Origin of the sequence: Enterobacter sp. WP_7_1 (assembly GCF_003688535.1) — a bacterium.
In the GTDB taxonomy this organism is placed as follows: domain Bacteria; phylum Pseudomonadota; class Gammaproteobacteria; order Enterobacterales; family Enterobacteriaceae; genus Enterobacter; species Enterobacter asburiae.
Genome location: NZ_REFK01000001.1, coordinates 394,984 through 414,674, shown reverse-complemented (window position 1 = coordinate 414,674; position 19,691 = coordinate 394,984). Strand labels below are relative to the sequence as shown.

The window sequence follows — 19,691 nt, the reverse complement described above, 5'->3', positions numbered from 1 at the left end:
ACCGCACTTACGCGTTTTTCAGCACTTCGCTGACAATCTCTACCGCTTCTTTCTCAATCTGCTGACGGTGCTCAGCGCCGAGGAAGCTTTCGCAATAGATTTTGTACGCATCTTCCGTACCGGACGGACGCGCGGCGAACCAGCCGTTCTCGGTCATCACTTTCAGACCACCAATGGATGCGCCGTTGCCCGGTGCAGCCGTCAGACGAGCAGTGATCGGATCGCCCGCCAGGGTGCTTGCGCTGACCATCTCCGGAGAGAGCTTGGACAGGGCCGCTTTCTGGGCTGACGTCGCGCTAGCCTGAATACGGTTATAGCTTGGCGCACCAAAGCGTGCCGCCAGGTCGTTGTAGTGTTCCTGCGGGTTCTTACCGGTGACCGCGGTGATCTCCGCCGCCAGCAGGCACATGATGATGCCGTCTTTATCGGTTGACCATGGCGTGCCGTCGAAACGCAGGAAAGATGCGCCCGCGCTCTCTTCACCGCCGAAGCCGAAGCTGCCGTCGTGCAGACCGTCAACGAACCATTTGAAGCCCACCGGCACTTCCACCAGCTTGCGGCCCAGCGCCTCGACCACGCGGTCGATCATCGCGGAGGACACCAGTGTTTTACCGACGGCCACCTCTTTACCCCACTGCGGGCGGTGCTGGAACAGGTAGTTAATCGCGACGGCCAGATAGTGGTTCGGGTTCATCAGCCCGGCAGGGGTGACGATACCGTGACGGTCATAATCCGGGTCGTTAGCAAACGCCAGATCGAATTTATCACGCAGCGCCAGCAGACCCGCCATCGCGCACTCGGAGGAGCAGTCCATACGGATCGCGCCGTCTTTGTCCAGGTGCATAAAGCGGAAGGTCTGATCGACGTGATCGTTCACGATGGTCAGATCCAGCTTGTAATGCTCGGCGATACGTTTCCAGTATTCGATACCGGAGCCGCCCAGCGGATCCACGCCCAGCTTCAGGCCGGCTTTCTGGATAGCCGCCATATCGACGATATCCGCCAGCCCTTCCACGAAAGGCTGAACCAGATCCTGCTCTTTCACGTGACCGGACGCCATGGCAGCATCCAGAGAAATGCGCTTCACGCCTTTCAGACCATCAGCCAGCAGCGCGTTCGCACGATCTTCCACTACTTTGGTGACGTTGGTGTCGGCCGGGCCACCGTTAGGCGGGTTGTATTTGATACCACCGTCTTCCGGCGGGTTGTGGGATGGCGTGATAACGATACCGTCAGCCAGCGCGCCACCTTTTTTGTTGTGCACCAGGATGGCGTTAGAGACCGCAGGCGTTGGGGTGAAGCCGTTGTTCTCCTGAACAATCACGTCGACGCCGTTTGCCGCCAGCACTTCCACCACAGAGATGAACGCCGGTTCAGACAGGGCATGGGTATCTTTCCCCACGTAGCACGGACCGGTAACGCCGTTTTTAGCGCGCTCTTCCGCAATGGCCTGAGCAATGGCCAGAATGTGCGGTTCGTTAAAGCTGTGGCGCGCCGCGCTGCCGCGGTGACCGGATGTACCAAACTTCACTGCGTGTTCTGCGTTGCCCACGACCGGTTTCAGCACATAATACTGCGCGGTCAGCTGAGCGACGTTAATCAAATCGCTTTGTTGTGCAGGTTGGCCTGCACGGCTGTGATTTGCCATTACCGGGTCCTTCTGATGCAAGGGTTAAATTGTACCGCAAACCTTTTCAATCAATTCCGCCGGGAACTGCATGGACTGCATGATGTGTTCAATCATGCTGCACTTGCGGCCCGTATTGGTATTGGTGATCACCCAGTACGGGGTGCCAGGAACATGTTTGGGTTTGGTTTGATTGCCATTTTGCAGCAGCGTCTGCTCGTCTCCCGCGAAATAGACGCGAGTACGGCCGTGAAGCGACTCGGTCGCTTCAGCAAACGCTTTGTTATCCAGTGAGTAAAGTGTAGACAGCACCAGCATAAAGCGGTTTACCGCCTTTTTCTGCTCCGCGTATTCATCGGAGAGCAGCAGCTCGCGCATCGCGCGCACTTTATCTTTTGCCGGCGTCACGGCAGGTTTTGCTTGTGCAACAACGCTCGGCTGAGACACGACATCTTTGGTGGCTGGGGTAGCAGGCTGTGAAGCGGCGGAAATTTTAAGCATGCGCCGTAAAATGTCGGACGCGCTCTCCCCGATATGCCGCGTCTGGCTGGCAATATACTGATAGAGTTCGTCATCAACTTCGATTGTTTTCATCTTAATCCAGTGCGATATCTTATCTGAATACAAGTCATTGGGATTATAAGGTCAAATCCCAACAGCGGATAGCGTCAAACCAGGTTGGCAGCAAAAGTCAGATTAAACTGGAACCTTGCAGCCGGGCGGCAGAATGGTCAACATGATACCCTAACCTGACATACGTAAAAAAAGAACTTTGCCATGAAATTGAATACCCGAGCGCAAACTGCACAATCGCCGAACAATAATTCTCCCATCGTACTGGTTCACGGGCTTTTTGGCAGCCTGGATAACCTGGGCGTGCTGGCGCGCGATCTGGTTACCGACCACGATATTTTACAGGTCGATATGCGCAATCACGGTCTTTCCGGGCGTTCCGACGAGATGACCTACGCGGCGATGGCGCAGGATCTGCTGGATACGCTGGATGCCCACGATCTGCAAAAGGTGACCCTCATCGGGCATTCAATGGGTGGAAAAGCGGTAATGGCCCTGACGGCACTGGCCCCGGACCGTATTAGCGGCCTGGTGGTGATTGACGTCGCGCCCGTGGATTACGACGTCCGTCGTCACGACGAGATTTTTGCCGCCATTAATGCGGTCACAGAAGCGGGTGTCGCGACGCGCCAACAGGCGGCTGCCGTCATGCGTGAGCATCTTAATGAAGAAGGCGTCGTCCAGTTCCTGCTGAAGTCGTTTGTTGACGGGCAATGGCGTTTTAACGTGCCGGTGCTCTGGGAGCAGTACAACAACATCGTCGGCTGGGAAACCGTCCCCGCCTGGCCACACCCTACTCTCTTTATTCGCGGCGGCAACTCGCCTTACGTTACCGACGCGTACCGCGACACGCTGCTGACCCAATTCCCGCAGGCTCGCGCCCACGTGATTGCCGGTGCCGGGCACTGGGTGCATGCGGAAAAACCGGACGCCGTGCTGCGCGCCATTCGCCGCTATCTCGCTGATACTGCAAATTGATTAAAAAGAAAGCGACTGGAAGACTGCGGGCTTCCAGTCGTTGGCGTGCCGTTTTTGGTGATGTATGATGGCGCGCTTATCGCCCGGGCATTAGCAGGGCGGCGTGTTTCCCCCGAAGTCTCAGAATCATGGCCAAAGAACAAACGGACCGTACGACACTAGATCTGTTCGCGAATGAGCGTCGCCCGGGACGACCCAAGACGAATCCGCTTTCGCGCGATGAACAGCTGCGTATCAATAAACGCAACCAGCTTAAACGCGATAAAAATCGTGGGCTTAAGCGTGTCGAACTGAAGCTTAACGCCGACGCCGTCGATGCGCTGAACGAGCTGGCTGACGCGCGAAATATCAGCCGCAGCGAGCTCATTGAAGAGATGTTGATCGCCCAGCTTGAGACGTTACGCAGCCAGGCATAAGTCTGAAAATCCCCTTTATCACCCTTTTCATGTAGCACAGAGTGCAGTCCTGCGTGATAGCTGTTTCCGCAGGGTTGCCAGTTCTGCTATTATTGCCCTTATCCGTGGCCGAATTGCGCCACCATACTATTAAGTTTCAAGAGGTTATTTTACTCATGGCAATCATCGGCATTTTCTTTGGCAGTGATACCGGCAATACCGAAAATATCGCAAAAAACATTCAAAAACAGCTCGGTAAAGACGTTGCTGATGTGCATGACATCGCCAAGAGCAGCAAAGAAGATCTGGAAGGCTATGACATTCTGCTGCTGGGTATCCCAACCTGGTACTACGGTGAAGCCCAGTGCGACTGGGATGATTTCTTCCCGACGCTGGAAGAAGTGGACTTCAACGGTAAGCTGGTCGCCCTGTTTGGCTGTGGCGATCAGGAAGACTACGCTGAATACTTCTGTGACGCGCTGGGCACCATCCGCGATATCATTGAGCCGAATGGCGCGGTTATCGTAGGCCACTGGCCGACCGCCGGTTACCACTTTGAAGCGTCTAAAGGCCTGGCCGATGACAATCATTTCGTGGGTCTGGCCATCGACGAAGACCGTCAGCCAGAGCTGACTGCAGAGCGCGTAGAGAAATGGGTTAAGCAGATCCGTGAGGAACTGCACCTGGACGATATTCTGAACGCCTGATTTTTATCGCGGCGCAGCGGCGGCTGCGCCCGTGCTCCAGGTCAAACCGATTAAATTAATCGCTACAATCTTTTAACTTTTTCGCCCAGACCTGTACAATGTCTCCCTGATAAAATGTGGTTTTCCATTGAGCAAGTTTGTTGGTGATACCCCATTTTTATAAGCATATTTTGCCTGAGACTTGCAGTTTTCATTTAGCCATGGCAGTTCTATAATGAGACGCATTATCCCGGGTGCATTTTCTGTCACTTCCTACAGAAGTGAATCGTTTAGCAACAGGACAGATTCCGCATGACTGACAACAATACCGCATTAAAGAAGGCTGGCCTGAAAGTAACGCTTCCTCGGTTAAAAATCCTTGAAGTGCTTCAGGGTCCAGACAATCACCATGTCAGTGCGGAAGACCTTTATAAACGTCTTATTGACATGGGTGAAGAGATTGGGCTGGCTACCGTCTATCGCGTGCTGAACCAGTTTGATGACGCGGGCATTGTTACCCGTCATAATTTCGAAGGCGGTAAATCTGTTTTCGAACTGACCCAGCAGCAGCACCACGATCACCTGATCTGCCTCGATTGCGGCAAGGTCATTGAATTCAGCGATGATTCCATTGAATCACGCCAGCGTGAAATCGCGGCGCGTCATGGCATCCGCCTGACCAACCACAGCCTGTACCTTTACGGTCACTGCGCTGAAGGCGACTGCCGCGAAGACGACCACGCGCACGACGCGAAATAATCAGTATTCATACTCTGAGCCAGCCGCAAGGTTGGCTTTTTTTTGCCTAAAAAAGCCCGGTAAGCGCAGCGCTTACCGGGCGTAAAGCACTTATTTATTGTTATTGCGTATCTCGTTCCAGATCTTATCGCAACGCTTCGCCACTTCCTGATCGTTACCGGTTTTACGCGCCTGGATACAGGCCTGGTAATCCATCACGCGAACGTTCTCCTGGGTCGCGAACTGCTCGTGCGCTTTCTCTTTCTTCAGCACGTTCAGCACGCTCTGACAGGCTTCAATCTTCTCCGGCGATCCTTCCGCAGTGTTAATGCAGGCGCTATACGCCTCCTTCAGACGGGTGTCCTCTTTCGGCGCCTGCGTCTGAGCGCACGCCACCAGCCCTGATGCCAGCAGCGCGACGATTACGATTTTTTTCATCATGTGCAGTCTCCATAGCGGCGGGACTCAGCCCGCCGGTGCGTTCATCAGAAGATGGTGAATGGGGCGATAACCATGAATTTCACGTCACGTTCATCCTGGAAGATGTTGCCGTAACCGCCTGCATAGCTCGGGATATCAGAGTGGTTGTCATACTGGGTGAAGTGCAGTTTGAACATCGTGCCTTTCGCGCGGCCATCCTGCAGGGTATAGATAGCATCGAGGCTGTAGGAAGACTCTTTCAGGCGATAGTTGGGATCGTAGTATGCATCCGGCGTGGCCATATCGGCAGGTTTTGCGTCCCAGGCGTAAGCGTAAGAAGCGCCCACCGCCCAGCCAGGCAGGTTCCAGTTTTTCAGGTCATACATTGCGCCGAAGAAGACCGCTTTCTCGCCGTCGGCGTTGAAGTCTGAGCGGTTATCCCACCAGATATCAAGACGACCGTTGGAGGAGGCGTAGGTCGGGGTCATACGCTGCAGGAAGTAGCCCTGCTGCCCTTCCGCCTTCACCCATGTGCCTTCCAGACGCAAATCAACCTGACCGACCTTGTAGCCGAAGGTTAACGCCTGCAGCCACGCGGTGCCGTCATAAATGTCGTTGACGCCACCGTTGCTGACCTTGTCGCGCGTACCGTAGAACTGGTAGCTGGTGCTCAGCGGGCTACCCGCGACATCGAATTTATAGCTGGCCTTGGCAAAATACTGATCGATATAGCCCTGTGCCTGACCGAATGCCGCTTCAAGCACCAGATCGTTTTTGAAGTCGTACTTCGCGCCCAGCGAGTGCAGGTAATCGACTTTGGTTTTTTTATCGTTCTGGTAGAACTTGTCCATCTCGATGTGCCACGGCGCTTTGTACTCGTTGGTCCACATATAGGAGAAGCTCAACGCACCCGCATCACCGTAGTCAAAGTTCGCCCCGGCTTCTGCACCCTGATAGGTACCCGGCATAAAGCTCCAGTGCGGTGCTAACAGGGTCTGGCCAGTTGGCTGAATATAACCGCCGCGCGCCCAAACCGGACCGTATTTAAATTTTGCTGCGGCTTTGTAAAGGCTGATACCGCTCTTATCCCCGGACCAGTCTTCTTTATAGGCTTTATTACTGGAGGAGAAGGCAATTTCGTTCGGGTGCGCGCTGTCGCCGTTTTCCGCCATTTCAATCGCGGTAAACGCAGCAATATCCAGACCGAACATATCCGCGGCATAGCCTGACTGGAAGTCCAGGTTGGCGTTCCAGGTGGAGTGAGAAAGGTTGGTTTTGTATTTGTCTTCGGTGACGTCTTTACGGTCACGTTCACGCTGCCAGTAATAAATACCGCCCGTGAGGGTAGAATCGTCGATGAAGCCTGCCGCTTTCGCCTCTGGTGTCACCACCAGGCCCGACATTGCTGTTACACCGGCAATAGCCAGCGCCAGAGCACTACGTTTGCCACTGAACGTACGCATAGATTATTCCTCTTTGACGAATTAAAACGCCTGAAACGGCGTAAATAAAAAAGACCAAATGGTCAGGGGTAGTTTTAAATACCCTCGAATTAACTACCGTCTTTAGGTTATTTTTCGCGACGCGAATTATCAATGCTTTTTAGCGGGCAAAAGTCAGGATTATGACGAAGTGCACATAATTGGTAGTGATTTGTAACATTCGCAGAGAGACGAGCAACGGCGGGGAATTATCAGGTATTTCAGTAGCTAGACGTGGGATCTCTTTCCTTTTTTATCACCTTTTTAATTTTCGTAATGACACAAACTTTTTTTAAAAAAATAAGTAGCACCTCATTGACCTGATATTTTTATCACACCTTTTTAAGCCCTGGCTTAATACCCTGATCGTTAAATAAAAAAACGCCGCATAATGCGGCGTTTGTCTCTCATTGACCAGAGCAGCAATATTATTCGCCGATCTTCGTCCAGGTATCACGCAGGCCTACGGTACGGTTAAATACCGGTTTTTCCGCCGTGCTGTAACGGCTGTCCAGGCAGAAGTAACCTTCACGTTCAAACTGAAACGCTTTGCCCGCTTCAGCGGCTTTCAGAGAAGGCTCCGCATAACCCTGCTTGATTACCAGAGATTCCGGGTTGATGGTCGCCAGGAAGTCTTCCGCTGCACCTGGGTTAGGCACGCTAAACAGACGATCGTACAGACGAATTTCTACCGGCAGCGCGTGGGAAGCGCTCACCCAGTGAATAACGCCCTTCACTTTACGGCCGTCAGCAGGATCTTTGCTCAGAGTCTCTGCATCGTAAGAACAGAAAATGGTGGTGATATTCCCTTCCACATCTTTCTCTACGCGTTCGGCTTTGATGACGTAGGCATTACGCAGACGCACTTCTTTACCCAGCACCAGACGCTTGTACTGCTTGTTGGCTTCTTCGCGGAAGTCAGCGCGGTCAATCCAGATGTCACCGCTGAACGGCACGTCACGGCTACCCATTTCCGGTTTGTTCGGATGGTTAGGCATGGAGACCAGCTCGCTTTCACCCTGCGGATAGTTTTCGATAACCAGCTTCACCGGGTCGATAACGGCCATCGCGCGCGGAGCGTTTTCGTTGAGATCTTCGCGAATGCAGGATTCCAGGGAGGCCATCTCGATGGTGTTGTCCTGCTTGGTCACGCCGATGCGCTTGCAGAACTCACGGATAGAGGCGGCTGTGTAGCCACGACGACGCAGACCGGAGATGGTTGGCATACGCGGGTCATCCCAGCCCTCAACGTGCTTGTCGGTCACCAGCAGGTTCAGCTTACGCTTGGACATCACGGTGTATTCCAGATTCAGACGAGAGAACTCGTACTGGCGCGGATGCACAGGAATGGTGATGTTATCCAGAACCCAGTCGTACAGACGACGGTTGTCCTGGAACTCCAGCGTACACAGGGAGTGCGTAATGCCTTCCAGCGCATCGCTGATGCAGTGGGTAAAGTCGTACATCGGGTAGATGCACCACTTGTTGCCGGTCTGGTGGTGTTCTGCGAACTTGATGCGGTACAGCACCGGATCGCGCATCACGATGAAAGGAGACGCCATGTCGATTTTGGCACGCAGGCACGCTTTGCCTTCTTCGAAGCCGCCGGCACGCATTTTTTCAAACAGCGCCAGGTTCTCTTCCACGCTGCGATCGCGGAACGGGCTGTTTTTGCCCGGCGCGGTCAGCGTACCGCGATATTCACGGATTTCATCAGCAGACAGTTCGTCAACATACGCCAGACCCTTCTTGATCAGTTCAACCGCGTAGGCGTACAGCTGATCAAAATAGTCAGAGGAGTAGCAGATATCGCCAGACCAGTTGAAGCCCAGCCATTGCACGTCATTCTTGATGGACTCAACGTATTCGATGTCTTCTTTTACTGGGTTGGTGTCATCGAAACGCAGGTTGCACTGTCCCTGGTAGTCTTGCGCAATGCCAAAGTTCAGGCAGATGGACTTCGCATGCCCGATATGCAGGTAGCCGTTCGGCTCCGGCGGGAAACGGGTATGAATTGTGGTGTGCTTACCACTGGCCAGATCTTCATCGATGATCTGACGAATAAAGTTACTCGGGCGGGCTTCTGCCTCACTCATCGTGGATTCCTCAAAGCGTAAACAACGTATAACGGCATATGATCTTATAAGCCGGACGTAGTGACAACCCTTAAAACGTCTCTGAAGAAAATAATGGGGGCTTTTGCTGCAAAAAAAGCGGCGGAGGATATCCCCCGCCGCTTAAGGCATGACTCTACTCAGGAGCGATTACTTGCCTTTAATCTCATACAGCGGCGTTTGACCCGCAACAACCTGACCTTTCGCCTGAATGACCAGGCCACTGAAGTCGTCGATGTTGCTGCAAACGACCGGACTTATCATGGAGCGCGCGTTAGCGTTGAGGAAGTCCAGATCCATTTCCAGAATCGGCTGCCCGGCCACCACTTCAGCACCCTCTTCCACCAGGCGAGTAAAGCCCTGACCGTTCAGCGCAACGGTATCGATACCCATGTGGACAACGATCTCCGCGCCATTTTCGGTTTCGAGGCAGAACGCGTGGTTGGTGTTGAAGATTTTCACGATGGTACCGGCCGCCGGAGACACAACGGTTTTTTCCGTTGGTTTCACCGCCACACCGTCACCCACCGCTTTGCTGGCGAAGGCTTCGTCAGGCACCTGCTCAATCGCAATCACTTCACCGGTTACCGGTGAAACCAGCGCGGCTACCGTTTTGGCGTTCGGTACCGCCTGCGGTTTTGCAGCCGCTGGCGCGGCGGCAGGTGCGGCAGAAGCTTCTGCTGCGGCTACCGGACCGGTAGTTTTCATGGCGTTAGCAATTTTCTCTGCCACAAAGCCAACGATAATCTGTACGCTGGTTTTGTTCAGGCGAATAACACCGGAAGCACCCAGACGTTTGGCCAGCGCTTCGTTCACCAGGGAAGAGTCTTTGACGTTCAGACGCAGACGAGTGATACAGGCGTCGATACCGGTCAGGTTGTCAGAACCGCCGACAGCGGCGATGTACTGACGCGCCAGGCCTGAAACGTCCTGATCCTGAGCACCGCTTACGTTCACATCCTGACCATCCGCTTCGCTACCGGCCACGGCCAGTTCACGACCCGGGGTCATCAGGTTGAATTTGGTAATAGTGAAACGGAACACCATGTAGTAGATCGCGAAGAACACCAGACCTTGCGGGATCAGCATCCACCAGTGGGTCGCCAGCGGGTTACGGGACGACAGCACCATATCCACCAGACCGGCGCTGAAGCCGAAACCGGCAATCCAGTGCATGCTGGCAGCGATGAACACGGAGATACCGGTCAGCACGGCGTGGATAACGTACAGAACCGGCGCCACGAACATGAAGGAGAACTCCAGCGGCTCGGTGATACCGGTGAAGAAGGCCGCGAACGCCCCCGCCATCATGATACCCAGCACTTTCGCTTTATTCTCTGGACGCGCGCAGTGGTAGATAGCCAGCGCAGCACCCGGCAGACCAAACATCATGATCGGGAAGAAGCCCGCCTGGTAACGACCGGTGATACCGACAACCGCTTTACCTGCTTCGATGGACTGTGCGCCACCCAGGAAGTTAGGGATATCGTTAATACCGGCAACGTCGAACCAGAATACGGAGTTCAGCGCGTGGTGCAGACCGACCGGGATCAGCAGACGGTTGAAGAACGCGTACACGCCCGCACCGACAGAACCCAGCTTCTGGATGTGCTCACCGAAGTTCACCAGACCGTCGAAGATCATCGGCCAGACGTACATCATGATGAACGCAACAACGATCATCACAAACGAGGTCAGGATGGGGACCAGACGGCGTCCGCTAAAGAAGGAGAGCGCTTTCGGCAGCTCTACGCTGCTGAAGCGGTTATACAGTTCGGCGGAGATGATACCCACAAGGATACCGACGAACTGGTTGCTGATCTTACCGAACGCCGCCGGAACCTGGTCCGCCGGAATTTTTTGGATCATGGCCACCGCTGCAGGCGAGCAGAGGGTGGTTAACACGAGGAAACCGACAAAACCGGTCAGCGCAGCGGCGCCGTCTTTGTCTTTGGACATACCGTAAGCCACACCAATCGCGAACAACACGGACATGTTGTCGATAATGGCGGAACCTGACTTGATAAAGAACGCCGCCAGCGCGCTGGTATTACCCCAGCCGTTGGGGTCGATCCAGTAGCCGACACCCATCAGGATGGCTGCGGCAGGCAGCGTGGCGACCGGCACCATCAGTGCGCGACCAACCTTTTGTAAATAACCTAGAATACTCACTTTCTTCCCCCTATGAGACCCCGTTTAAGGCATGTTCTCAGCTCTGTTTTTTATTGTGTCACGAACGATAGATACCGTTGATGCTTCACTGGCATTGTGAGTGTGTGAAAAATTAATTCGTATCGCAAATTAAACGCGTACTTTTTGTGATTTTTGTCACCAAATATCGTTATTTACCCTCCCTCACACTGGCTAACAGCGAAAACTTATTTTATCATTCAAAAAATCAAGACGGATTGATCCGGCCTGAAAGTTTCCAGGTTACGCTTAAGTATCAGGTTCCGATAGCCATCCGCCCACTCTTCTACTTTAACTCTTGAGGTGAACAATGAGACTGATTCCCCTGGCAACTGCTGAACAAGTCGGTAAATGGGCCGCTCGCCATATCGTTAATCGTATTAACGCGTTTAAACCGACCGCCGATCGTCCTTTCGTTCTTGGTCTTCCAACCGGCGGTACCCCGCTGACCGCCTATAAGGCGCTGGTTGAGATGCATAAAGCAGGCCAGGTTAGCTTCAAACATGTTGTGACCTTCAATATGGATGAATACGTTGGCTTACCGAAAGACCACCCGGAAAGCTACCATAGCTTTATGCACCGCAATTTCTTTGATCACGTTGATATTCCATCTGAAAATATTAACCTGCTGAATGGAAACGCGCCTGATATTGACGCAGAATGCCGTCAGTATGAAGAAAAAATCCGTTCTTACGGTAAGATCCACCTGTTCATGGGTGGTGTAGGCAATGATGGTCATATCGCGTTTAACGAACCGGCGTCATCTCTGGCTTCCCGCACCCGTATTAAAACGCTGACCCATGACACGCGCGTGGCAAACTCCCGCTTCTTTGACGGCGACGTGAACCAGGTTCCAAAATACGCCCTGACCGTAGGCGTAGGCACCCTGCTGGATGCCGAAGAAGTGATGATTCTGGTGCTGGGCGGCGTGAAAGCGCAGGCGCTCCAGGCTGCCGTCGAAGGCAACGTTAACCATATGTGGACCATCAGCTGCCTGCAGCTGCATCCGAAATCAGTCATCGTCTGCGACGAACCGTCAACGATGGAGCTGAAGGTAAAAACGCTGAAATACTTCAACGAGTTAGAAGCTGAGAACATCAAAGGTCTGTAATTGAATAACCGCCTCTTCATCAAGAGGCGGCCGCTTTTTTTAACCGGGGGTCGTTATGTACGCTTTAACCCACGGTCGGATTTATACCGGCCATGAAATTCTGGATGACCATGCGATTGTTATCGCTGATGGCCTGATTGAACGTGTTTGCCCGCTGGCAGAACTGCCGCCGGAGATTGAACACCGCTCACTCAATGGAGCAGTAATCTCCCCCGGTTTCATCGACGTACAGCTCAACGGCTGCGGCGGTGTGCAATTCAATGACACCGCGGATGCGGTGACGGTCGAAACGCTGGAGATCATGCAGAAAGCCAACGAGAAATCGGGCTGCACCAGCTATTTGCCAACGCTCATCACCAGCAGTGATGATCTCATGAAGCAGGGTATCCGCGTGATGCGCGAATACCTGGCCAAACACCCTAATCAGGCGCTGGGTCTGCACCTTGAAGGGCCATGGCTGAATATGGTCAAGAAAGGAACGCATAACCCGAATTACGTGCGTAAACCTGATGCGGAGCTGGTTGACTACATGTGTGCGAACGCCGATGTGATCACCAAAGTGACGCTGGCGCCTGAAATAGCGGGAACGGATGTCATCAGCAAACTGGCTGGTGCCGGGATTATCGTTTCAGCAGGTCACTCAAACGCGACGCTGAAAGAAGCGAAAGCCGGTTTCCGCGCGGGCATTACCTTCGCAACGCACCTTTACAACGCCATGCCGTATATCACAGGCCGTGAACCGGGTCTGGTCGGGGCGATTCTGGATGAGCCAGACGTCTACTGCGGCATTATTGCTGACGGCTTACACGTCGATTACACCAACATCCGCAACGCTAAGCGGCTGAAAGGTGACAAGCTTTGTCTGGTGACGGATGCCACCGCGCCGGCAGGTGCAAATATTGAGCAGTTCATTTTTGCCGGTAAAACAATATACTACCGCAATGGACTGTGTGTGGATGAAAACGGTACGCTGAGCGGTTCCTCTTTGACCATGATTGAAGGGGTGCGTAACCTGGTTGAACATTGCGGGATTGCGCTTGATGAAGTCCTGCGTATGGCAACCCTTTATCCGGCTCGCGCAATGGGCGTAGATAAGCAGCTCGGCGGAATTGCACCAGGTATGGTTGCAAACCTGACGGCATTCACACACGATTATAAAATTATTAAGACCATCGTTAATGGTAACGAGGTCGTCACTGAGTAAGTAAAAGTATGACACCTGGCGGACAAGCTCAAATCGGTAATGTCGATCTCGTTAAACAACTTAACAGTGCGGCGGTATACCGCCTGATTGACCAGCACGGACCAATCTCGCGAATTCAGATAGCCGAACAAAGCCAGCTTGCTCCCGCCAGCGTGACAAAAATTACCCGTCAGCTCATTGAGCGCGGTCTGATCAAAGAAGTCGATCAGCAGGCCTCCACCGGGGGCCGCCGCGCCATCTCCATTATTACCGAAACCCGCAATTTTCAGGCCATTGGCGTCCGTCTGGGCCGTCATGACACCACGCTCACGCTGTACGATCTGAGCAGTAAAGCCATTGCGGAAGAGCACTACCCTCTTCCGGAGCGCACCCAGGAGACGCTGGAGCATGCGCTGCTCAATACCATCGCGCAGTTTATTGAAAGCTGTCAGCGCAAGATCCGCGAACTCATCGCCATCTCCGTGATTCTGCCCGGCCTGGTCGACCCGGAAAGCGGCGTGATCCGCTATATGCCGCACATTCAGGTTGAAAACTGGGGGCTGGTCGACGCGCTGGAAAAGCGTTTTAAAGTGACCTGCTTTGTGGGCCACGACATTCGCTCGCTGGCGCTGGCAGAGCACTACTTTGGTGCGAGCCAGGACTGCGAAGACTCTATTCTGGTGCGCGTTCACCGCGGAACGGGCGCGGGTATTATCTCTAACGGCCGTATTTTTATTGGTCGCAACGGTAACGTCGGCGAGATTGGCCACATTCAGGTTGAACCCCTCGGGGAGCGCTGCCACTGCGGCAACTTCGGTTGTCTTGAAACCATTGCCGCCAACACGGCCATCGAGCAGCGGGTTCGCCATCTCCTTGAACAGGGCTACCAAAGCCGCGTCACGCTGGACGATTGCAAAATTGGCACCATCTGCAAAGCCGCCAATAAGGGCGACGCGCTGGCCTGCGAAGTGATCGAGCAGGTAGGACGCCACCTGGGGAAAACCATCGCCATCGCCATTAACCTGTTTAACCCTCAAAAAGTGGTGATTGCCGGTGAAATTGTGGAGGCGGAAAAGGTGCTGCTCCCCGCCATTGAAGGCTGTATTAACACCCAGGCGCTGAAAGCATTCCGCCAGAACCTCCCGGTGGTTCGTTCAAAGCTTGACCATCGCTCGGCGATCGGCGCGTTCGCGCTGGTCAAACGCGCCATGCTCAACGGAATTCTGCTGCAGCATTTGCTGGAAAGTTGATCGGACCTTATAGTAACGCCTTCTTTTTTTGATGTCGGACTGTCCATGACCATTAAGAATGTAATTTGTGATATCGACGGCGTGCTGATGCACGACAACGTTGCCGTGCCGGGTGCTGCGGAGTTTCTACACCGCATCATTGACAAAGGAATGCCTCTGGTTCTGCTCACGAACTACCCTTCCCAAACCGGTCAGGATCTGGCTAACCGCTTTGCCACGGCGGGTGTCAACGTCCCGGACAGCGTGTTTTATACCTCGGCAATGGCCACGGCGGATTTTCTTAAGCGTCAGGAAGGGAAAAAAGCCTACGTGGTGGGTGAAGGTGCGCTGATACACGAGCTGTACAAAGCTGGCTTTACCATCACTGACGTGAACCCGGACTTTGTGATTGTCGGCGAGACGCGCTCCTTTAACTGGGAGATGATGCATAAGGCTGCATACTTTGTCGCCAGCGGCGCGCGCTTTATCGCCACCAACCCGGATACGCACGGCCGTGGTTTTTATCCGGCCTGCGGCGCGCTGTGCGCCGGTATCGAGAAAATCTCTGGCCGTCAGCCGTTTGTGGTCGGGAAACCAAGCCCGTGGATCATCCGTGCCGCGCTGAACAAAATGCAGGCCCACTCTGAAGAAACCGTTATTGTCGGCGACAACCTGCGCACCGATATTCTGGCTGGTTTCCAGGCGGGTCTTGAGACCATCCTGGTTCTCTCCGGCGTCTCTCAACTTGATGACATTGATTCGATGCCGTTCCGGCCAAGCTGGATTTACCCCTCCGTCGATGAAATCGACATCATCTGATACCGAACCACGCCTCAGGGCGTGGTTTTTCATTTATGGCCTACAAAAATAAAGCCTCATCTAACAAAAAGCACATTTCATTGCATAATCATCAATAAAAGAATTTATGGCGTACTCTTTTTTCACTATTCCGCAATCACTATTGCACTATTTGCGTTTTCACCCGTAAAACGCTTGCGCGCCCTGTCCCTTTGCGGCATTTTCATAAGCAAGCAACATTACAAAGCAACAGGGTTAACGGAGAAGGTTATGTGTTCAATTTTTGGCGTACTGGATATTAAAACTGACGCGGGCGAACTGCGTAAAAAAGCACTCGAACTGTCCCGCCTGATGCGCCATCGCGGCCCGGACTGGTCAGGCGTTTACGCCAGTGACAAAGCGATTCTGGCTCACGAACGTCTGTCTATTGTTGACGTCAACGCCGGTGCACAGCCGCTGTATAACGAGAAAAAAACGCACGCGCTGGCTGTCAACGGTGAAATCTACAACCACCAGGCGCTGCGCGCCGAATATGGCGACCGCTACGCGTTCCAGACCGGTTCTGACTGTGAAGTGATCCTGGCGCTGTATCAGGAGAAAGGGCCCGAGTTCCTGGACGACCTGCAGGGCATGTTTGCCTTCGCCCTGTACGACAGCGAAAAAGACGCTTACCTGATTGGCCGTGACCATATCGGCATTATCCCGCTGTACATGGGCCACGATGAGCACGGCAACTTCTACGTCGCCTCTGAAATGAAAGCCCTGGTGCCGGTATGCCGCACCATTAAAGAGTTCCCGGCGGGCAGCTATCTGTGGAGCAAAGACGGCGAGATCCGCTCCTATTACCAGCGCGACTGGTTCGACTATGATGCAGTAAAAGACAACGTCACGGACAAAGCCGAACTGCGTCAGGCACTGGAAGATTCCGTGAAAAGCCACCTGATGTCCGACGTGCCCTATGGCGTGCTGCTCTCCGGCGGTCTGGACTCCTCCGTGATCTCCGCGATCACCAAGAAATTCGCGGCCCGTCGCGTGGAAGATCAGGAGCGCTCAGAAGCCTGGTGGCCACAGCTGCACTCTTTTGCCGTTGGCCTGGAAGGCGCACCTGACCTGAAAGCCGCGCAGGAAGTGGCAAACCACCTCGGCACCGTGCACCATGAGATTCATTTCACCGTGCAGGAAGGTCTGGATGCGATCCGCGATGTGATCTATCACATTGAAACCTATGACGTGACCACCATCCGCGCCTCGACCCCGATGTACCTGATGTCGCGTAAGATCAAAGCGATGGGCATCAAAATGGTGCTCTCCGGCGAAGGTTCTGACGAAGTGTTTGGCGGCTACCTGTACTTCCATAAGGCGCCGAACGCCAAAGAGCTGCACGAAGAGACCGTGCGCAAGCTGCAGGCCCTGCATATGTTTGACTGTGCGCGTGCCAACAAAGCGATGTCCGCATGGGGCGTGGAAGCGCGCGTGCCGTTCCTGGATAAGAAATTCCTCGACGTGGCGATGCGCATCAACCCGCAGGACAAGATGTGCGGCAACGGCAAAATGGAAAAACATATCCTGCGTGAATGTTTTGAATCCTACCTGCCGGCGAGCGTAGCATGGCGTCAGAAAGAGCAGTTCTCTGATGGCGTAGGCTATAGCTGGATCGACACCCTGAAAGAGGTCGCGGCAAAACAGGTTTCTGACCAACAGCTGGAAACCGCAAGCTTCCGCTTCCCGTACAACACGCCGGGTTCGAAAGAGGCCTATCTGTACCGTGAAATTTTTGAAGAGCTGTTCCCGGTACCGAGCGCCGCGGAGTGCGTACCGGGTGGCCCGTCCGTTGCCTGCTCTTCTGCCAAAGCGATTGAATGGGATGAATCTTTCAAATCCATGAACGATCCATCAGGACGCGCGGTAGGCGTTCACCAGTCAGCCTACAAATAATCACTCAGATCGCAATCAGGCCCCTCAGGGGCCTGATTTTTTTGCCTCGTATTTCACCGCCTAAATCTGATTAATAACCAATAATTGCCGAATATTCGGTCACGCTGTTCGCAACCTAACCAAACAGTCACATTCCGGCTATTTTCGTTGAAAAAGGTGTTGACGCTGCAAGGGTCTATACGCATAATGCGCCCCGCAACGCCGATAAGGTAACGCGAAAAAAGATGGCTACGTAGCTCAGTTGGTTAGAGCACATCACTCATAATGATGGGGTCACAGGTTCGAATCCCGTCGTAGCCACCATCTTTTTTGCGGGAGTGGCGAAATTGGTAGACGCACCAGATTTAGGTTCTGGCGCCGCAAGGTGTGCGAGTTCAAGTCTCGCCTCCCGCACCATTCCCAGGTAAGCGTTGCACGGATGGGGTATCGCCAAGCGGTAAGGCACCGGTTTTTGATACCGGCATTCCCTGGTTCGAATCCAGGTACCCCAGCCATATTTCTTCGATTTTGCGGTTCTCCGCGGTATTGGGGTATCGCCAAGCGGTAAGGCACCGGTTTTTGATACCGGCATTCCCTGGTTCGAATCCAGGTACCCCAGCCATCGAAGATTGCAGTACTGGCTACGTAGCTCAGTTGGTTAGAGCACATCACTCATAATGATGGGGTCACAGGTTCGAATCCCGTCGTAGCCACCAAATTAAGATTGTCGATTTTTCGGTAATCAAGACAAATTGTTGGGGTATCGCCAAGCGGTAAGGCACCGGATTCTGATTCCGGCATTCCGAGGTTCGAATCCTCGTACCCCAGCCAATTTAAAAAGTCGTTAAGCAGCTTGTTTAACGCAATTGGGGTGTCGCCAAGCGGTAAGGCTCTGGTTTCTGATACCAGCATTCCGGGGTTCGAATCCCTGCACCCCAGCCACTTAAGTAACAAAAAAGCCCGCTCTGCGGGCTTTTTTGTTTTTGTCGTTAGTATTGTGCGGCCTGATGCCCTCACCCTGGCCCTCTCCCACTGGGAGAGGGAATAATGATTAGAGTCCTAAGGCGTATTTCAGCGCCTGACGCTTCAGACCACCGGCACGCTCCGCTGCCATCAATCCAATATTACGCAGAATACGCACCGGGGCCAGGTCATTGCTGAATCCGGCATAGAACAGATCCATCCCCGACTGCATAATAAAGTTATCCGCCATGCGTCGCGTCTGATAACGCTTCAGCACCTGATGGCTGGCCCAGTTTTCCGCGTGCCCGCGGGCGCTGCCCAGCACATCCAGTAACGCATCGACATCACGGTACCCCAGGTTCACGCCCTGCCCGGCCAGCGGATGAATGGTATGTGCCGCATCGCCCACCAGCGCCAGCCCTTCACGGGCATACTGCAAAGCATGGCGTCGCGTGAGGGGAAACGCCCCGGCAGCCACCGGCGTAACGTTGCCCAGACGGCTCGGGAAGTGCAGGCGGATTTCCCGCTGCAATTGTTCCATTGAAAGCCCCTGCAGCTGGCGAATGCGCGCCGGTTTGTCGTACCAGACCAGCGATGCCCAGTTATCAAACAGCGGTAAAAATGCATGCGGGCCATTCGGCGTAAAGTGCTGCCACGTGCTTTCTCCCGGCGCATTCTCGCACTCGACGGTAATCAGCATGCAGGACTGCTCATACTGCCAGGCATGAACGCCAATTCCCGCCATCTGTCTGACCTGCGAGTTAGCGCCGTCCGCTCCGACGACGAGCTTCACGGCCAGTTCATCGCCGCTGTCGAGCGTCAGCAAATACCCGCTCTCGTGAGGATGCAGAGCCTTAATCGACGCCGGAACGCGCAGCGTCACCTTCGGGTGCGCCTCCAGCGCCTGCCAGAGCGTCTGCTGAAGCACGTTGTTTTCCACCATATAACCCAGGCGCGGCAGCTTCAGCTCAGCGGCATCAAACGCGACGTGGGCGTTTTCCCACTCCCAGGTTTCAAGACGACTGTAAGGATGGGCGCGCATCGCCAGCACCGCCTCCCAGACGCCCAGCCCGCGCAGCAGATCGACGGATGCCGCGCTGATCGCGGAAATGCGCACATCCGGTTTGCTGGCGGGATCGAAGGCCGGCGGAGCAGCCTGTTCAATTACCGTTACCTCAAATCCCTGCTGCGCCAGCCCCAGCGCCAGCGCGCCGCCGACCATACCGCCGCCGACAACGGCAACTTCGGTGTGTAGGAGTGTCATGGTCAATTTTCCTTATTGGAGAATCCC

Annotated in this window: 16 protein-coding genes and 7 tRNA genes; 16 read left to right on the top strand and 7 right to left on the bottom strand. The window is 54.1% G+C overall.

From position 1 onward, the window contains the following. Positions 1–7: 7 nt before the first annotated feature. Together pgm and seqA are read right to left on the bottom strand one after the other, a co-directional pair. Positions 8–1,648: a phosphoglucomutase (alpha-D-glucose-1,6-bisphosphate-dependent) gene (gene pgm, locus BJ885_RS02040; RefSeq protein ID WP_032649535.1), complete on the bottom strand. Its 1,641-nt coding sequence runs from the start codon at positions 1,646–1,648 to the stop codon at positions 8–10. A 24-nt stretch (positions 1,649–1,672) separates the two neighbouring features. Beyond that, complete coding sequence (gene seqA / locus BJ885_RS02035) at positions 1,673–2,221, bottom strand: replication initiation negative regulator SeqA (protein WP_029741182.1); 549 nt, start codon at positions 2,219–2,221, stop codon at positions 1,673–1,675. Between the two features lie 183 nt (positions 2,222–2,404). Here seqA and ybfF point away from each other — a divergent pair, with 183 nt between their 5' ends. The 4 genes from ybfF to fur all read left to right on the top strand — a co-directional run bounded on the left by ybfF (position 2,405) and on the right by fur (position 5,018). Then, positions 2,405–3,178, top strand: a complete 774-nt coding sequence (gene ybfF / locus BJ885_RS02030; protein WP_047648393.1) for an esterase — start codon at positions 2,405–2,407, stop codon at positions 3,176–3,178. Positions 3,179–3,306: 128 nt separating this feature from the next. Next, positions 3,307–3,594, top strand: coding sequence for a LexA regulated protein (ybfE, locus tag BJ885_RS02025; RefSeq protein WP_023334913.1), 288 nt, complete (start codon positions 3,307–3,309; stop codon positions 3,592–3,594). Positions 3,595–3,749: 155 nt separating this feature from the next. Next, positions 3,750–4,280 (top strand): flavodoxin FldA, encoded by a 531-nt coding sequence (gene fldA / locus BJ885_RS02020; RefSeq protein ID WP_029741184.1) that lies wholly within the window; start codon positions 3,750–3,752, stop codon positions 4,278–4,280. 291 nt (positions 4,281–4,571) lie between these two features. Then, on the top strand, positions 4,572–5,018 hold the full coding sequence (gene fur, locus BJ885_RS02010) for a ferric iron uptake transcriptional regulator (RefSeq protein ID WP_023310771.1): 447 nt from the start codon (positions 4,572–4,574) through the stop codon (positions 5,016–5,018). Positions 5,019–5,108: 90 nt separating this feature from the next. Here fur and chiQ read toward each other — a convergent pair whose 3' ends face one another. The 4 genes from chiQ to nagE form a co-directional block, all read right to left on the bottom strand. After that, positions 5,109–5,435, bottom strand: coding sequence for a ChiQ/YbfN family lipoprotein (gene chiQ, locus BJ885_RS02005; RefSeq protein ID WP_032661388.1), 327 nt, complete (start codon positions 5,433–5,435; stop codon positions 5,109–5,111). 47 nt (positions 5,436–5,482) lie between these two features. Next, positions 5,483–6,880, bottom strand: coding sequence for a chitoporin ChiP (chiP, locus tag BJ885_RS02000; protein ID WP_032661118.1), 1,398 nt, complete (start codon positions 6,878–6,880; stop codon positions 5,483–5,485). 446 nt (positions 6,881–7,326) lie between these two features. Beyond that, complete coding sequence (glnS, locus tag BJ885_RS01995; RefSeq protein WP_121931069.1) at positions 7,327–8,994, bottom strand: glutamine--tRNA ligase; 1,668 nt, start codon at positions 8,992–8,994, stop codon at positions 7,327–7,329. Between the two features lie 168 nt (positions 8,995–9,162). Further along, positions 9,163–11,184 (bottom strand): N-acetylglucosamine-specific PTS transporter subunit IIBC, encoded by a 2,022-nt coding sequence (gene nagE, locus BJ885_RS01990; protein WP_071886541.1) that lies wholly within the window; start codon positions 11,182–11,184, stop codon positions 9,163–9,165. 328 nt (positions 11,185–11,512) lie between these two features. Between nagE and nagB the strand changes: the two genes are divergently transcribed. From nagB to BJ885_RS01925, 12 genes are all read left to right on the top strand, one after another. After that, positions 11,513–12,313: a glucosamine-6-phosphate deaminase gene (gene nagB / locus BJ885_RS01985; protein ID WP_023310765.1), complete on the top strand. Its 801-nt coding sequence runs from the start codon at positions 11,513–11,515 to the stop codon at positions 12,311–12,313. A 55-nt stretch (positions 12,314–12,368) separates the two neighbouring features. After that, positions 12,369–13,517: an N-acetylglucosamine-6-phosphate deacetylase gene (gene nagA / locus BJ885_RS01980; RefSeq protein ID WP_121931068.1), complete on the top strand. Its 1,149-nt coding sequence runs from the start codon at positions 12,369–12,371 to the stop codon at positions 13,515–13,517. Positions 13,518–13,525: 8 nt separating this feature from the next. Next, a complete protein-coding gene (locus tag BJ885_RS01975) occupies positions 13,526–14,746 on the top strand; it encodes an N-acetylglucosamine repressor (protein ID WP_021242995.1) in 1,221 nt (406 codons plus the stop codon). Between the two features lie 45 nt (positions 14,747–14,791). Next, positions 14,792–15,544, top strand: coding sequence for a ribonucleotide monophosphatase NagD (gene nagD, locus BJ885_RS01970; protein WP_029740145.1), 753 nt, complete (start codon positions 14,792–14,794; stop codon positions 15,542–15,544). Between the two features lie 249 nt (positions 15,545–15,793). Continuing rightward, positions 15,794–17,458 (top strand): asparagine synthase B, encoded by a 1,665-nt coding sequence (gene asnB, locus BJ885_RS01965; protein ID WP_023310762.1) that lies wholly within the window; start codon positions 15,794–15,796, stop codon positions 17,456–17,458. A 226-nt stretch (positions 17,459–17,684) separates the two neighbouring features. Beyond that, positions 17,685–17,761 (top strand) — tRNA-Met (locus BJ885_RS01955). A gap of 8 nt (positions 17,762–17,769) precedes the next feature. Beyond that, positions 17,770–17,854: transfer RNA gene (locus BJ885_RS01950), tRNA-Leu, on the top strand. Positions 17,855–17,877: 23 nt separating this feature from the next. Next, positions 17,878–17,952: transfer RNA gene (locus tag BJ885_RS01945), tRNA-Gln, on the top strand. 32 nt (positions 17,953–17,984) lie between these two features. Continuing rightward, a tRNA-Gln gene (locus tag BJ885_RS01940) sits at positions 17,985–18,059 on the top strand. Between the two features lie 17 nt (positions 18,060–18,076). Then, a tRNA-Met gene (locus tag BJ885_RS01935) sits at positions 18,077–18,153 on the top strand. 40 nt (positions 18,154–18,193) lie between these two features. Then, positions 18,194–18,268: transfer RNA gene (locus tag BJ885_RS01930), tRNA-Gln, on the top strand. Between the two features lie 36 nt (positions 18,269–18,304). Beyond that, positions 18,305–18,379, top strand: a tRNA-Gln gene (locus BJ885_RS01925). Between the two features lie 109 nt (positions 18,380–18,488). Here BJ885_RS01925 and ubiF read toward each other — a convergent pair. Further along, entirely contained in the window at positions 18,489–19,664 is a 1,176-nt protein-coding gene (gene ubiF / locus BJ885_RS01920) for a 3-demethoxyubiquinol 3-hydroxylase (protein WP_121931067.1), read from the bottom strand. Positions 19,665–19,691 lie beyond the last annotated feature (27 nt).

What these genes read in the sequence shown, in the direction of transcription:
- pgm (WP_032649535.1), bottom strand. Translation starts at nt 1,648, where the DNA reads ATGGCAAATCACAGCCGTGCAGGCCAACCTGCACAACAAAGCGATTTG.
- seqA (WP_029741182.1), bottom strand. Translation starts at nt 2,221, where the DNA reads ATGAAAACAATCGAAGTTGATGACGAACTCTATCAGTATATTGCCAGC.
- ybfF (WP_047648393.1), top strand. Translation starts at nt 2,405, where the DNA reads ATGAAATTGAATACCCGAGCGCAAACTGCACAATCGCCGAACAATAAT.
- ybfE (WP_023334913.1), top strand. Translation starts at nt 3,307, where the DNA reads ATGGCCAAAGAACAAACGGACCGTACGACACTAGATCTGTTCGCGAAT.
- fldA (WP_029741184.1), top strand. Translation starts at nt 3,750, where the DNA reads ATGGCAATCATCGGCATTTTCTTTGGCAGTGATACCGGCAATACCGAA.
- fur (WP_023310771.1), top strand. Translation starts at nt 4,572, where the DNA reads ATGACTGACAACAATACCGCATTAAAGAAGGCTGGCCTGAAAGTAACG.
- chiQ (WP_032661388.1), bottom strand. Translation starts at nt 5,435, where the DNA reads ATGAAAAAAATCGTAATCGTCGCGCTGCTGGCATCAGGGCTGGTGGCG.
- chiP (WP_032661118.1), bottom strand. Translation starts at nt 6,880, where the DNA reads ATGCGTACGTTCAGTGGCAAACGTAGTGCTCTGGCGCTGGCTATTGCC.
- glnS (WP_121931069.1), bottom strand. Translation starts at nt 8,994, where the DNA reads ATGAGTGAGGCAGAAGCCCGCCCGAGTAACTTTATTCGTCAGATCATC.
- nagB (WP_023310765.1), top strand. Translation starts at nt 11,513, where the DNA reads ATGAGACTGATTCCCCTGGCAACTGCTGAACAAGTCGGTAAATGGGCC.
- nagA (WP_121931068.1), top strand. Translation starts at nt 12,369, where the DNA reads ATGTACGCTTTAACCCACGGTCGGATTTATACCGGCCATGAAATTCTG.
- BJ885_RS01975 (WP_021242995.1), top strand. Translation starts at nt 13,526, where the DNA reads ATGACACCTGGCGGACAAGCTCAAATCGGTAATGTCGATCTCGTTAAA.
- nagD (WP_029740145.1), top strand. Translation starts at nt 14,792, where the DNA reads ATGACCATTAAGAATGTAATTTGTGATATCGACGGCGTGCTGATGCAC.
- asnB (WP_023310762.1), top strand. Translation starts at nt 15,794, where the DNA reads ATGTGTTCAATTTTTGGCGTACTGGATATTAAAACTGACGCGGGCGAA.
- ubiF (WP_121931067.1), bottom strand. Translation starts at nt 19,664, where the DNA reads ATGACACTCCTACACACCGAAGTTGCCGTTGTCGGCGGCGGTATGGTC.